This is a genomic window from uncultured Intestinibacter sp. (genome assembly GCF_902468165.1).
Taxonomy (GTDB): Bacteria; Bacillota; Clostridia; order Peptostreptococcales; family Peptostreptococcaceae; genus Intestinibacter.
Window position 1 is genome coordinate 1 of sequence record NZ_CABQXJ010000076.1, and the last position, 15,403, is coordinate 15,403.

14 protein-coding genes and 1 pseudogene are annotated in these 15,403 nt (G+C 29.1%); 6 read left to right on the plus strand and 9 right to left on the minus strand.

Annotation, left to right across the window (positions count from 1 at the left end; translation table 11 throughout):
- Positions 1-45: 45 nt before the first annotated feature.
- The 3 genes from RDX53_RS11755 to RDX53_RS11765 form a co-directional block, all read right to left on the minus strand.
- Positions 46-501 (minus strand): hypothetical protein, encoded by a 456-nt coding sequence (locus RDX53_RS11755; protein WP_195931857.1) that lies wholly within the window; start codon positions 499-501, stop codon positions 46-48.
- Between the two features lie 216 nt (positions 502-717).
- Positions 718-1,593, minus strand: coding sequence for an ABC transporter permease (locus tag RDX53_RS11760; RefSeq protein WP_330593280.1), 876 nt, complete (start codon positions 1,591-1,593; stop codon positions 718-720).
- Positions 1,580-2,335 (minus strand): ABC transporter ATP-binding protein, encoded by a 756-nt coding sequence (locus RDX53_RS11765; RefSeq protein WP_195931858.1) that lies wholly within the window; start codon positions 2,333-2,335, stop codon positions 1,580-1,582. The genes RDX53_RS11760 and RDX53_RS11765 overlap by 14 nt, the downstream gene beginning before the upstream one ends.
- 512 nt (positions 2,336-2,847) lie before the next feature.
- Between RDX53_RS11765 and RDX53_RS11770 the strand changes: the two are divergent.
- Positions 2,848-3,795 (plus strand): annotated as a pseudogene (locus RDX53_RS11770) (PTS sugar transporter subunit IIC).
- 191 nt (positions 3,796-3,986) lie between these two features.
- On the opposite strand, the gene RDX53_RS11775 reads toward RDX53_RS11770, so the two are convergent.
- Positions 3,987-4,478: a GNAT family N-acetyltransferase gene (locus RDX53_RS11775; RefSeq protein WP_195929789.1), complete on the minus strand. Its 492-nt coding sequence runs from the start codon at positions 4,476-4,478 to the stop codon at positions 3,987-3,989.
- 220 nt (positions 4,479-4,698) lie between these two features.
- Here RDX53_RS11775 and RDX53_RS11780 point away from each other — a divergent pair, with 220 nt between their 5' ends.
- Positions 4,699-5,340: a redox-sensing transcriptional repressor Rex gene (locus RDX53_RS11780; RefSeq protein ID WP_195929790.1), complete on the plus strand. Its 642-nt coding sequence runs from the start codon at positions 4,699-4,701 to the stop codon at positions 5,338-5,340.
- A 548-nt stretch (positions 5,341-5,888) separates the two neighbouring features.
- Entirely contained in the window at positions 5,889-6,122 is a 234-nt protein-coding gene (locus RDX53_RS11785; RefSeq protein WP_195929791.1) for a hypothetical protein, read from the plus strand.
- 120 nt (positions 6,123-6,242) lie between these two features.
- On the opposite strand, the gene RDX53_RS11790 is transcribed toward RDX53_RS11785, so the two are convergent.
- The gene (locus RDX53_RS11790) at positions 6,243-6,365 is read right to left on the minus strand and encodes a hypothetical protein (RefSeq protein WP_279325549.1); all 123 of its coding nucleotides are present in this window, start codon (positions 6,363-6,365) and stop codon (positions 6,243-6,245) included.
- A gap of 389 nt (positions 6,366-6,754) precedes the next feature.
- Between RDX53_RS11790 and RDX53_RS11795 the strand changes: the two genes are divergently transcribed.
- The 3 genes from RDX53_RS11795 to RDX53_RS11805 all read left to right on the plus strand — a co-directional run bounded on the left by RDX53_RS11795 (position 6,755) and on the right by RDX53_RS11805 (position 12,094).
- Positions 6,755-8,260: a hypothetical protein gene (locus tag RDX53_RS11795; protein WP_307994214.1), complete on the plus strand. Its 1,506-nt coding sequence runs from the start codon at positions 6,755-6,757 to the stop codon at positions 8,258-8,260.
- Positions 8,261-8,298: 38 nt separating this feature from the next.
- Positions 8,299-9,786, plus strand: a complete 1,488-nt coding sequence (locus RDX53_RS11800; protein ID WP_307994215.1) for a carboxypeptidase-like regulatory domain-containing protein — start codon at positions 8,299-8,301, stop codon at positions 9,784-9,786.
- A gap of 217 nt (positions 9,787-10,003) precedes the next feature.
- The gene (locus RDX53_RS11805) at positions 10,004-12,094 is read left to right on the plus strand and encodes a hypothetical protein (protein WP_307994216.1); all 2,091 of its coding nucleotides are present in this window, start codon (positions 10,004-10,006) and stop codon (positions 12,092-12,094) included.
- Between the two features lie 70 nt (positions 12,095-12,164).
- Here the strand turns inward: RDX53_RS11805 and cas2 are convergent, their stop codons facing one another.
- From cas2 to RDX53_RS11825, 4 genes are all read right to left on the minus strand, one after another.
- Entirely contained in the window at positions 12,165-12,455 is a 291-nt protein-coding gene (gene cas2, locus RDX53_RS11810; RefSeq protein ID WP_307994217.1) for a CRISPR-associated endonuclease Cas2, read from the minus strand.
- Positions 12,455-13,345 carry a type I-B CRISPR-associated endonuclease Cas1b gene (gene cas1b / locus RDX53_RS11815; RefSeq protein ID WP_331607288.1) on the minus strand — a complete coding sequence of 297 codons (891 nt, stop codon included), beginning with the start codon at positions 13,343-13,345 and terminating at the stop codon, positions 12,455-12,457. The genes cas2 and cas1b overlap by 1 nt, the downstream gene beginning before the upstream one ends.
- Positions 13,333-13,965 (minus strand): hypothetical protein, encoded by a 633-nt coding sequence (locus RDX53_RS11820; protein ID WP_307994218.1) that lies wholly within the window; start codon positions 13,963-13,965, stop codon positions 13,333-13,335. Before RDX53_RS11820 ends, cas1b begins: the two co-directional genes overlap by 13 nt.
- 234 nt (positions 13,966-14,199) lie before the next feature.
- Positions 14,200-15,403: helix-turn-helix transcriptional regulator (locus RDX53_RS11825; RefSeq protein ID WP_307994219.1), on the minus strand; the 1,204-nt coding region annotated here is incomplete at its 5' end.

The window sequence follows — 15,403 nt, forward strand, 5'->3', positions numbered from 1 at the left end:
AAATAATTGTAAAAAAATAAATTAATATATATTTATACATTAAATTTAATATACATTATATATAAGAATTCTTCTAGTATTTATATTTATTCTATTTTCTATTTTCCCATCGCTTATCATAAAATTATTTTTCATCCAAAAATATTTAACTTCATTATCATCAGGATGAAGCACTAAAAATTCTAAATTAGTACAAGCTTTTAAAACCTCTATAATTTCGTTTATTATAATACTACCTAGCCCGACCTTTTTAGGATTGACAGAAAACCACAATATATATACATATAAAAACTCATTTTTTTCTTTATTTTTATAAAGCCTCATATTTAAATCAAATCTCTTCTCTTTAGAAGCTTTAATTTTATTACTTATAATATAATAATCATCACTTTCGCCCTCTCTATATCTAAACTCACCATAAAACCCCAAAACTTCTAATATAACTTTATTAAACTGCTCACATAAATCTATTAATACACCTTCATCAACCTTATTAATCATAATTATCCCCCAAATATCCCCTTATTTTTAATTTCAATTCTAGATGCATATTAAAATACTTAAGTTAATAATAGTTTATTTGTATATTATGTAATTTAATTTATATAAAAAATAAATATTATCTCAGAAAAATACAAAATAGGCATTATAAAAGGCCATGTATAAATCTTATACACAGCCCCTATAAGCGTTAGCTTTAAAATCATCTAAATTCCATTATCTATAATTCTTATATAATTTTTCAATTATATTCACAATTTCATACATTACCCAAGCGCAAACGGCAAGTACGAACACGCCCATCATAACTATGTCAAGTTTAAATACTTGGCTACCATATACAATCAGATAGCCGATTCCGTTTCTAGAAACTAAGAATTCTCCTACGATTACTCCGACCCAAGCCATACCTATATTGATTTTAACAATATTTATTAAGTTTCCAATATTAGCAGGCAATATTAATTTAAATAATATTTGAAGCTTAGTGGCTTTAAAACTCTTCAACATTTTGATTTTCTCTTCATCAACATTTATAAAATAATTATATGCAGATAATATTGTAACAACGATAGAAATCAATATTGCTGTCACAACTATACCTTTTATATTAGCCCCTACCCAAACGATTACAATAGGTGCTAAAGCTGTTTTAGGAAGTGCATTTAATACTACTAAAAATGGATCTAAGACTTTTGAAAGTCTAGGAGATGCCCAAAGTAGTATCGCAACTAATACACCGCCAACTGTACCGATTATAAGCCCAAGCATCGTCTCATACACAGAAGTCTTTACATGTATCCAAAGTTTTCCGTTTTCCATATATCTCATAAACAAGTCGTATATTTCGGATGGTTTACTAAATAAAAATGTACTTATAACACCTTTATTTGCAAGAACTTCCCATAATACTAAAATCGCCACTAATAAAACAAGTTGCATAATAAGTACTTTTATTTTTTCTACTTTAATACTTCTCAAATAATTTTGATATCCTACAGACATTTCTTTTTTTTCTACACTTGAAACATCGTTAGCTGTAGATGACATTTTAGAAGCTTGCTTATTCTTTTTAAATTTACCCAATGTCATTATTATCTATCTCCTTCCAAAGAATATCAAAATATTGTTGAAATACAGGTTCCTTTCTACAATTAAACGGAGTTTTTTCATTTTCCATATTGCCGAAGTTTATTTCATGCTCACATTTAATTGTTGCAGGTCTTTTAGAAAGCACAGCAATTCTATCAGACATTGCAATCGCCTCACTTATATCGTGAGTTACAAGCAAAGCTGTCTTGTGTTCATTTTTTATAATTTTGTAAATATCGTCATTTACCATAAGTCTCGTCTGATAATCAAGAGCAGAGAACGGTTCATCCAACAAAAGTATATCAGGGTCTACTGACAAAGTTCTTATTAGCGCTACCCTCTGTCTCATCCCTCCTGATAGTTCTTTTGGATACATATCCTTAAAATCCCAAAGTCCGTACGTTTTTAAAAGTCTCTCAATTCTATCAAGCGAAGCTTTATCCTTTCTTTTTAAAATTTCAAGCCCTATAGTTATATTATCCATTATAGTTCTCCAGTCTAATAAATGGTCACGTTGAAACATATATCCGATTGTTCCATTAATGACCACGTCGCCCTCAGTTGGTTCTAATAATTTTGTCAAAATGTTTAAAATAGTAGATTTACCACTACCAGACGGTCCCAACAGTGAAAATATCTCGCCCTCTTCAACATAAAAGTTGATGTGGTCTAGTACGCGCATTTCACCGTCTTTAGTATAAAACGTCTTAGTCAAATCATTCACTTCTACTATTTTTGCCATGATGTCACCCCCAGTAATTCACTTGCATAGTTTATATTATTAATATTTAAGCTAATTTGTACCAAATTCTATCAAAAAATTAATTTATATAAAAAGATACAAATAGTTTATATAAATGGTTTATATAAAAAGAAGAAGAGATTAAAGTTTAAAAAAGTTTAAAGAATATATTTTAAAGAATATATTAAGTTTTATATATAAATATATTAAGTTTAAAAAGAATATTAAAGTCTAATATGTAAGTTTAGGTAAAGCTTATAATTTATAAAAATTAGAATTAAGAAGCTAAAACAAATCCATAATTTCATAATTTCATATCGTACATTTAAATCATTAAATTCATTTCTCATAAGTTATAATTCAATATCATGTAAGTTATATTTTGATATTTTTTAAAATTATAATTTTCTATTATGCAATTTATAATTAATTTTCTATAATTTACATTATTACTAGTAGTACTTGCTTTATTTACATTATTTAGTTATAAGGCGCCACAAGGTATGAAGGCTATGGGTGGTCTTGCAAACGCTGCATGTGCGTCGTTCTTAGTGGAAGCGTTCCACTTATCATTCTTTGGAGATGTTTTAGGTATAGAATTTTTACAAAATGTTGGTAATGCGAACGGTTCGTTAGGTGGGGTTGCTGCTGCAACTTTAGTTCCATTAGCTCTTGGAGTTTCTCCAGTTTATGCTGTGTTAGTAGGTTTAACTTGCTTAAACTTCAAAATATTACCAGGTTTCATAGCTGGTTACATAGCATCATTTGTTATTAAATTCTTAGAAGAAAAAGTTCCAGCTGGTCTTGACTTAATAGTTATAATATTAGTTGCTGCTCCTTTAACTTACTTCATAGGAGATGTTACTAGCCCAGTTGTAAATGGTGTTTTAAATACTGTAGGAACAGTTTTAATAGAGGCTTCAACTGCTTCTCCAATAATAATGGGTATAATCCTTGGTGGATTAATAACAGTAGTTGCTACTGCTCCACTTAGTTCAATGGCTTTAACTGCTATGATAGGACTTACTGGTGCTCCAATGGCAATAGGTGCCTTATAAGTATTCGGTTCTTCATTCATGAACTTCGTGTTCTTTAGCAAAATGAAATTCGGTTCTAAAAAAGACAACATAGCTGTTGCAATAGAACCATTAACTCAAGCTGACTTAATATCAGCAAATCCAATACCTGTATATGTTACTAACTTCATAGGTGGGGCTATGTCAGGTGTAATAATAGCTTCTATGGGACTTGTAAACAACTCACCAGGAACTGCTACTCCAATAGCTGGTCTTGCTGTAATGTTCGCTTATAACCCAGCAATAAAAGTATTAATAGCTGCTGCTGGTTGTGCTTTAGTAAGTATATTAGGTGGATTTATAGGATATGCAATATTCAAAAATTACAAAATAGTAACTGCTGACGTAGTTCGTGGAAACGATAAAGAAGAAGTTGCTGCTTAATATAAAAATAAAGGTTGTCGCAATAATTGTGACAACCTCTTTTTATTTATTCTCTTTTTATTTATAAATGATATAGAAAAACTCATAACACAAATTCCTTTAAGTTTAATTTTGATTTTATGTTTATAACTTTACATATATATAACTTTTTCTTATGACTTTCACTTTTACTTTTCTTTTTTGCTTTAATTTTATGATAAAGTCTTTTTCAAAATGATTATTCCAAATACAGTATCAAATTTTTTCACGATATCTTGGATTATACCGCAAGATTTAAAGCCGTATTTATAATAAAACTTTGTACTTATTTTATTTTTTGTAGAAAGAAGTGCGATTAAATTCTTAATTCCCATTTCCTTTGCATCATCTTCTAGTCTTTTTAAGCAGTGATATCCTATTCCCTTTCCTTTTGCATCATATGAAAGATAACAAATCACTTCTGCTGTTTCTTTAAGTGTCTTGTAGTTTTTGTAAGAACATAAGTAACAAAAGCCCACTACTTTATCATCTAATTTGACTGCATATGCTGGATAGTCTTTTATATCGTCTAAGATCTTTTCATAAAAATTGCTAGGCAGTTTATTTCCTGGAAAGGCTGCAAATGTATGCTCAATATAGTAGTTGTAAATCTCCATTACAGGATATTTATGTTCCATAGATAATTTTTCAAAACTCAAATTCATACATATTCCCCCTTTAATATTACATTCTTCTTTTGAAATTGCTAATTATCCTTGTAGTATAATATATTTGCCCATACATATAAAATATTCCTTATAAATCAATATTTAATCCATTATGCTTTTAATACTTCAATTTATATATTGTTATTGTTTTTTTTAACAATGTTGATATACAATATAAGTAAGATTTATTATTTTTTATTATAGTGAGGTAATATGAATGAGAAAAGACAAAACTTTATCAAGTGCCACGATTAGAAGGTTAACCAAGTATTATAGATATATTGACGAATTAGATTTAAAAAATATCCAGGTGATTTCATCATATACTTTAGGCAAAATGATGAATATTAGCCCTTCTCTAATTAGACAGGATTTTAACACAATTGGGGAGTTTGGACGCCAGGGGCATGGATACCAAGTTCAAACTTTAAAAAAAGAAATTGGCGATTTTTTGGGAATTAATAAACTACATAATATGGTAGTTGTAGGTGCGGGAAATCTAGGTCAAACCCTAGCGAATTATGACGGATTTTCACAAGTCGGATTTCCTATAAAAGCATTGTTTGATATAAATCCAAAACTTATCGGAATGAAAATAAACGAAATCGAGATAATCGACTTAGATAATTTGAAAGATTTTATTAAAAACAACAATATAAATATCGGGATATTATGTGTTAGAAAACACTGCGTCCAAGAGATGACAGATATTTTAGTCGACGCCGGGATAAAAGGTATTTGGAACTTCTCCGCTCCTGATATAAATGTACCTGATGATGTGAAAGTCGAAAATGTAAACTTCTCTAATAGCTTGTTTACTTTGTCTTATCTTATGAACGATAAATATTACTCTAAGTAAAGGATCTCTGTTGTAGAGGTTCTTTTTTATTGTAATTTATTTTTATATTATTTAATGTTTCTAAGTTTTAATGGACTCTTTTGTTATTAATGGAGTTTTTTAATTTTATAAGCTTGGCGTTTTGAGCAACGGAATCTTTGATTCGTTGGCGAAATGAACGCAGTGAATTTTATTTTAAAACTTTAGTTTTTAAATAAAACTTAAATAATAAATATAAAAAGATGTAAAACCAATTCAAATTGTCTTTGATTTTATATAGTTGTTATCCTTATTCTTTCCTACTCGGTATAATATTATTTTTTATTTACTATTTTAATTTTATATCTATTTAATCTCTTGCTTACTTATTATTTAGTTATTTAATTACTCACTTACTGCCTTTTATACTGTTTATAAAGTGTCAAGATTTTCAGGAAAAATATAGTTTTTTTAGTGAAAACCAAATATATTTTTTATATAATATTACTAAATACTGGAGATAAAATAAAAATAATAAACGATAATAGTAAAAATAAATAATAATAATAATAATACGGAGGAGGTCTATTATGACAAAGGAAGAATTAAAAACAATTACAGAAAGTGCGTTTAACAATTTATTAACTCAAAGATACTCTTCGGAAGAGTTGATAAAACAAATAACTCTTCTCAGCGAAGAAAACCAAGAAGAGTTAAACCCAAACCAATTTGCTATGTTTTTATTTTACCAAAACATTGAATTTACTAAAGATTATTTAGATAAGGTATTAGAAGAAGTGCTTTTAAAAGATACCGTAAAATAGTTTATTTTCACAAAAAATAATCTGGCATCTACCTATAATGCTAGATTATTTTTTGGAGTTTTTAATAATATTTTTAAAATTCACTTTAATATAGCCGTTTAAATATGTTCATTTTTCACCTCAGCTATTTAAATATTTTTCGTATATTTTCTTCTCTGCTATTTTAATAGCCTCAATTGGATCATAACCCATCTTTACATATTTCTTAGCTATTTCTATCAATTCATCTATTCTGTCCAACATAATTATCGCCCCTTTGAATTAAAAAACCTATCAAAACTATTATTTGTAATTATTTAATGATAAAATTCGATTATTTATTTATTAGATAAACGTATTTAAATAGCCTTCTTTTTTTTATATTTAAATTATTACATTTCTCGACACCTTATATTGTATATTGAAAATATAAATTAATATATAAGTTAATCATATATCTTTACGCTATATTCCAACATTTTAACCTCTATTTCGGTAACATTTTATATATTTTTAAATATTATATAATAACACTTTATTTTTATTTTGAAGTAGATTTTTAATCTACAGTATATTTCAACTTACAGTATATTTAATTTATATTTAATTTTAATTTGCAAAATATTTTTGAAGTGAAAAACTTAAGTACAAGGATGGTGATTTTAATGGCTGTTGTAACAGGTGCATTAATTTTTGATGCAGATAGAAGTGGTGAAATCGACTTTAGAACTGACGGCGCTATAAATAATACACCTTTAGTTTTACAAAGTACTGATGGTAGTTTTAATACAGTCGCGACTTTAACTGATGGTGTCGGCGACTTTGAGTTTTTTAATGTACCTGCCGGAAATTACAAAATAAGTGTTGTTGATGGATATACAGGACTTATTACACCTAGCCCAGCAGACTTTGCTACGGCTGCAAAACCCGAAAAAGAAATCACACAAGGCAAGGTCCCCAGTTATAAAAATGTGCTGCCAGCAGACAGGCGTACAAAAGGAATGAACGCATTAAACGCAGTATTACCTACAACTTTATATATTACAGTAACTGAGGATGCTCCCCTAGATGATGTCTACTTTTATATAGGCCCTGCTTTATATAAAAATTATATATTAGATAAGTGTAGTTCTTTATCACCTAATAATCTAATATCAGCTGGAGATAATGGGACATTTGGCGACGTCGAAATAGGTAGCGAGCCAAATAGCGGTCCCGCAACTAATCCATATAGTAATTCATCTCTTATGTCTGATTTTACATGGATTAAACAATCAAACGAAATCCCAATAGGAGATTACACTATTGGAAATACGACAAAACCATATAATGAAAGTGAACTCTACGATTGGTGGAGATTATCCGACCACACGACAAGTATAGAAACAGGTAGAATGCAGATTGTAGGCGGCAATAGTTCAAATAAGAAAACTTTATCGACTACTGTAAATAACCTCGAAAAAAACACAACTTATTTATTTACAGCTTGGGTTGCAAGTTTAAATAAAAATCAATCTCCATCAGATTCCAAAGTAGGCATGACAGTAGATGGTCTAGATACACATACTCCACTATATAGCAACTTAAACCACATGATAAGTACAGATCCTAAACTACCAATTTGGCAGGAGATAGGCGTTAAATTCAACACAGGCGAAAATACTTCAGTTTCGCTAAATATGTTAAGTGTAGCACCTATGTATTTTTTCGCTATTGATGATATTAAACTGAGAAAAGTTACAAACTTATGTAGAACTACTTCAGGTAGTGTATGTGATAATTTCTGCGTTACAAATTGCGTAAATAAACATTTAACTTGTGTGGGCGATATTTTGACATTTAATATTTGTATATACAATACAAGTGAATTTAGTATGGGAAGTAATGACTATCCGATTATTTTTTCAAATGTTTTATCTGATTGTGCTTGCTTTATTCCTAACACACTTTTACTAAACAATATGCCTTTAAGTTGTATAAATTTATGTAATATTAATCTAGGTATTTTTAAACCATATGAATTAAAAACAATCGTCTTTAGCGCATTTATACAGTCTAATTTTCAAAGGCTACTGACTAGTTGTGCTAAGGTGATTTATATAGATTCAGACTCAAATATTTGTTGTACTAATAATACGATAGCTATTATGATTTTATAACGAGTAAAAATCAAATTTATTTAAAAGGAGATGAGTTTATGGCAAGTATAACAGGATTGCTCATTTTCAATGTCAACAGAAGTGGATTAATCGACTTTACAAATGATTCAGGAGTAGCAAATATACCGATAGTTTTACAAAGTACTGACGGCGACCTTAGGACAATTGCTACTTTTACTGATAATAGCGGTGAATATAAATTTTCTAATGTACCTCCTGGAAATTATAGAGTCGTTGTAGCAGATGGTTATTCAAAAACTATTTTACCTATCCCTGCTGATTTTGATGCTAATGCAAGAGCCGCATCACAAATTCAAGTGGCAAAAGTACCTAGCTATACATCTATAGCTCCAGAAAATCGAGTAGACGGTATGAATGCCTTAAATACGGTGACCTCGACTACTGTAAATCTAACTGTAACTTCTACTGTAGATGTATATGAGGCGGATTTTTTAATAGGGCCGGCTATATATCTCACCCAAACGCTAGAAAATTGTCTAATTGTATATCCCGACAATTTGATTAAGGTTGCTAGTAATGGGACATTTGGTGAAGTTTCACAAGGAAGTAGCCCTGACAGTGGACCTAGTAATAATCCATATCCAAATGACAATATTACTTCTTGTTTTAAGTTTACTAAGCAGACAAACGAGCTTTTTAGAGGATATTATACGATTGGAAATACAATCTCTCCATATAGTGATGATTATAACTGGTGGAGGTTATCTGATCATTCAACAAGCACAGAAACAGGACTGATGCAAATTGTAGGTGGAGATGGGTCAAACAATGCATCATTTTCAACTATTGTAAATAATCTTAATGAAAATACGACTTATTTATTTTCATTTTGGATAGCAAATATAGATAAAAGTCCAAACCAGATAAATTCAAAAGTAAGTGTATGTATAAATGGGTTAAACGACTGTTGCACCTTATATAGTGATTATGAACAAATATCTACTAATTCACATTTACCAATATGGCAACAAGTCAGCATAAAATTTAATACATGTTGTAATTCTTGTATTTCAATATGTATTTGTAGCCCAGTTTCTATGTATTATGCAGTAGACGATATAAGTTTAAATAGACTTTCAATAGCATCATGTTCTTGCATGGCTAAATGTGCTTTATCTATTGCAAGCTGTGCAGATAGGTACACAACTTGTATAGGAGATATTATAAGATTTTCAGTAGCTATATCCAATAATACAAATACTATAATAGGTAATTCTTCTCGTGTTTTTTTATACAATAATTTATCTAAATCGGCTTCCTTTATTTTAGGAAGTCTGATTATAAATAATGTACAACTCCCTTATTACTTTGATATATATTGTATAGATTTGGGAGTGTTTAGCCCTTGTGAAGTCAAAACCATTTGTTTTGATGCTGTTGTAAATAATTGCTTTATAAATCCAATTTATAATATATCTCAGATAGTTTATAGGTATAATACACAAGTTTCAGATAATTATACTTATTGCTCAGATAGAAGTGATGTCGCTGTCTATATATGTTAATCTTAAACCTTAGTGATGTAGTGTCTATATAAAATCAGCATTAAAGTTTATTATATAAAAAGGCTGTAGAAGCATAATCTACAGTCTTGTAGTATGTGTTATAAAAAAATTACGCAAGTTTGTAAACTCCCCTCTCTTCATTCTCCTCAGTTTGTGATACAATATAAAAGGCTCATCCAAATTTGGACGGGTTTAATATATTGAGGAGGAAACATTAATGAGTTTTTTTAAAGATTTATTTTCATCTTTATCTTCTAACAAGACTTCTGAAAAACCCTCTCAAAACACAGAACTTTTAACTAACAGCGCAAAGAGAGTTATTCCTTCTATTGCAGATTATTCTTACAGAAATACAGGCTTAAACACCATGACTTTCGAGGATTTAAAAGATTTACTTAAAAATGATGTGTTTGAGAAAAAGCTAAATCGTGCATGTGGCGACAATATCGTATATACTGATATGCTAAAAAAAGACATAGTTTATTATTACAACCTTATGGATGATTTAAACGACCATATTTGCTCGATTTTAACACATAGAAGATTGCTTAGTGTAGATGAGTGGATGGATATATTCTCTGATATGCAGAGAAAAAACCTTATACACAATATTTATGAGGCTAAAAATAGCGACATATTAGACGATTATAAGTACATATATGGAGATGATTTAATACGTAGATTAGAAAGCGACTACACTTGGATGTATATAAATTCGAGTTTACTGCTTGGTTGTGTAAGTGCGATTTATGAAAAACCACACTTTGGACATGATTTATTCGACAGCTCGTCAGAAGTTGTTGTAGACGAAATCAACAAATGTTGTGAAAACTGGACTGCACATTTCTTCTCGCTAAAATCATCTACTTCAAACTCAAACAAAAGAAATATCCAAAATGCGAAATCTTATGATTCTTACGATTCTTCTTATAAAGCAGAAGAGAAACCTTGTGAACCAGTACGTGAAATTGTAAAAGAAGTTGCAGAAGAAATAAGCACATCAAACGCTTTTGAGGAGATTTTTGAAGAAGTTTATAAAGAAAGAATAGTAGAGACAGAAGTTTCAAAAGACGATTTCAAAGAAGATACTTATAAAGATATCTACAAAGAAAATACATACGATTTTTATGAAACAGAAACTGCTAACACTAATTTAGAAGATGATTTTGAAGAAGTTTATGAAACACAATCTTGTGAAATAGATTTTGAAAATAAAGTTGATTCATTAGATACAACTGAGAAATATTTATGTGAAGAAGTTTATGAAGAAAAAGCTGTTGAGGCTGTTCAAGTAGCAGAGGTGAAAGTTGCCGAAGTTGTGAAATTAGCAGAAGTGAAAGTGTTTGAGACGAGTACACAAACTGTAGAAGATACATTTGAAGATACGTTTAACGAGACTTACTCACAAACTTACGCAAGCGAGACTTATATAAACAAAGAGGCACCTTCTATACTTCAAAAATGTGAAGAAGACGAAATAGTTGAAAATAGCTTTGCATTTTTAGAAGATGACGACGAACTTGTTGTAGCTGATTCAGTCATTAAAAAATACGAAGACTTCGACCTAATTGAAGAAGATTTTGAAATAGCTGAAACTGGAGAATATGATGAGTCTGAAGGACATGTAGACACTGTCAATACTGTTAATGTGTCTGTCGATGAGCCTTCTGAAATAGAAACTTCAGAATCTAGTTATTATGAAGAAGATAAAGCTGATTTAGAAAATAATACAGAACACTTGTTGAGTGAAGATGCGAAAAACGCAATTTGGCATATTGTCCAACAATCGTTTAAATATACTGATTTCAGTGCATCTACTTATCAAGATTTCCAAGATTTTATGAATAAAAACGTATTTGATAAAAAACTAAATCGACTTAATTGTGATATTAGAAGGTATTCAGACGATCTTAAAAAGAATATCTTATACTACTACAATCTAATTGAAGATTTAAAATATCATCTTCACTGTCTTATAACGAATAAACAACTTATAAAAGCGGATAAATGGATGGAAGAGTTCGGTAAATTGCAAATTGCAAACAGAGTACACGAAATAGCAGGCACACCAAACGCCGATATTTTAGAGACTTACGACAAAATAGCAGTCCAAAATCTAGTTTCTAGCTTAGAGAGAGACTACACTTGGATGTATCTAAGCTCGAACTTATGGCTTGGATGTATATATGCAATATACGAATATCCAGAATTTGCACCAGCTCTATTTGCAGAACCTGCAGGCTGTATAGTTGATGAGGTTATGTATGAATGTGATGATGTTATGATAAATTGGAGATCTGGAAGATAATTTTAGGGGACTGGGAGCAGTCCTCTTTATTTTTTGGATTATTTTATACATATATTTTTATAACAAGTTTTTAAATTATTAAATCTTCTCCTGTATTATTACCCTTTGAACCTAATACTTCTTCTCCAAAAACATTTCCATTTATCAACTTAATTATACATATAAAATCTTCATTTTTATCTATTACTTTGTTTAAATCAGTTTTAAATCTTATCAGCTTAGATGGATTCATCTCCCCTCTAAATACCGATTTTTGAAAATGTGATAAGTATTTTTTACAAACTTTAAAAACCTTTTGCACACGTTTTTCTCCAACATCATAAAATACAAATACATAATTATAGTTTAATTTTTTACTCATTATAAATTCTCCTTACAATTAAATGGTATAAATTCTTTATCTTCCAATATATTTTTTATAAGTTTATAACAATCTAATTTTATTGCAGTTCTATATGATACCTTTCTCTTTAATGTTGGATGCATAAATACTGATTCTATTCTCTTTTCAAAAGCTTCTATAAATATTTTTCTTCCTTCTTCATTTAAAAGACAATAATTGTATTTTTTATCGAAATGCTTTGTTACTTGAAGTTTTTTCTTATTCACTAAATCAAAAATAGTCTTATATACTAATATTGGCTTAAATGCCTCACTAATATCTAAACTAAGCGAAAATCTTCCCTCTGATGGTTCATGTAAAAAACTAATTCTTTGATCTAAATGTGTTCTATAAATAGAATTTATTGTCTTAGCATATAAAACTGAATTTCCAAATGAAATTAAAGAATTTATCGGGTTATCTGGTGGTCTCTTAACTCTTTTATTCATTATAAAATCTTCTGGTAAAAAGTATTTGAAGGTAGAATAAAACCTCTGCCAAATTTCACCTTCAACTGCCATAACTTGTTGAATGCCTTTAGCATTTTCAATTTGTTTAAAAGCATCTTTTCTTATCCAATCTATTACTTCTTTTACCTCAAATTTTTCATGTCTATAGTAATGATACAAAATTTCAGAAATATTAACTCCAATTCCGTTTACAATAGACTTGGCTATTTTTAATCTCTCTTCACTATTTTCATATTTTTCAACTTGTTTAACAAGTAATTTTCCACTATTATATTTATTTCTAGGATAAAAAGTTCCACTATATCCTTCAAAGTAGTTAAAAAAATGTACTACAATATCATTTCTAGCTAAAAAATCTAATAATTTAGTATTTATACTAATCTCATTTAAGCAATATATTTCTTTAGTATTTTTATAAAATCTTTGATTGTACTCCCGGTCCCTGAGTAATCATCTATCATTATCAAATATTTTTTATCTTTCAATACACTTCTTATAACTGCAATTTCATTTTCCTTCTCAATTTTATAAATATCTTCTGTATAGTAACTATAGTTCTTCGACCCATTATTATGTCTCTCGTTTTTCAATTCAATATTCACCATCGTACTGAAATGTTTACTGTAGTTATTAGGAAGATAGTTTTCATTCAGATACTGATTAACTAGTACATTTGAACTGTTATTCTTCTCCGTCCTCTTATTCAATATATCAATAAAACAACAATCACTTATACTCACTCCTTTATCTAACAGATCCTTACTTAACTTTTCGTGGAAAGCTTTTAGAATTGCCGCAATATGCTTTTCTGAATAATATAGATAATCATCTTTTAAGCAGTTAAATATTATCTCTTTAACTTCTGGATTTTCTTTGAGAGGTTTTTGAGATAAAAATTTTCCTACCCGTAATCTAAAATTTTCAAGATACTCTTCATCAGTTTTATCATTAACTATATTTCGTTCATAAAATTTCTCTATCAACTGATTAAATTGCTCACGTTTTTGTTCCATTTCCATACCTCTCTCTTCCCCCTTACTTCTTAATACATCTACAAGTTTTTGAAAATTTTCTATCCCTGAAATACTATCAAAATTAAACTTTGATCTTCAATAAATATATATATCATATAGATGCTTCTCGAATATTATATTAATCCTTTACTTATAATGCTTGATAGGCATTAATAAGTCTGACACCATATTTACAAAATTTTCTACAAAACTATTTGCATTCTAATTTCGTTTTCCTTCTCATTTTGTCCATTGGATTGGTAGCTCTTCGAAAATACATAACAGCTCTAAAGAATAATTTAATTTATGCTCTTTTATATATGCCAAACATACCAATCGGGATTCATATATCATTAACGGAATCAAGCTATCAAAAATTTCAATTATAATCGTATTAATGTCATAATCAAAATCAAATTTAGAAAGTATTTTTCGATCAATTGATTCTAACATTAGTTTAGCATATTCTTCATCACTTATATTGTAAATCTTCCATTTCAAATAAATAACAAATTCATCACTTGGAATAGGTAAATTTGTAGCAGAGGAATCACTCTTATTCCATTCATACATCTGTAGATAATATTCTGAAAAATAGAAATACTTGTCTAACTCATTCACAAAAATATCACTCATCAATTTCTTATTAGACAAAAACATATTTGCAACAATCCCCATATGCGAATCAACAATATGTTTATCTAATAACGCCTGATTATCATATAGTAATTCGTTTGAATAATCTGTCATTGTTCTCTCACCCAGCATTCTCAAAAGTGTACTAGATCTTTTGAAGCTTTCTTCAATTAGCTGAATACTTTTAATGCAAGTTTGTCTATATAATGAATACGAGTCTATGTTCTCATCTTTCTCTTTTATTTTTTCTAAGGCAAGGGAATAAATCATATCCTCTGAAATTTTCTTCATATCTTCCCATGGAAATTGCTCCTGCTCAACATAATCTTTTATTTGTTCAATGATAGAAAATAGCTGTTTATCCAATGTAATTTTTTTATCAAATAGCAGTTTGGAGCTTCTGTACTGTATAGAATCATCATGTAATTTACTTAATGTGTTTAATCTATTCATACGCTGTTTGATTTGATAATTCTCGTTATTTTTAGAAAAATAGGCAAAAAATGGTAAGAAATATGAAAATAAATAATCTAAAGTTTCTGAAATAACCTCATACTGCATATTTTTCATCGATACCCCATCCTTAGATATACTCTCCTCAGTTATATGCAATACCTTTAAAATCTTCTCTAAACTACTCTTATGAGGTGTAGTAGTTCCATTCAACCATGGTCTTACAGCCTTCTTTGTTTTACCAGTCAATTTAGCTAACTGTTCAACCGATATGTTCTCTTTATCTAGAATTTTTTTTAGTTTTTTATAGTCAAAATTTTTGCTTTCCATAATAAAAGTATAGCACTTTTGGGAA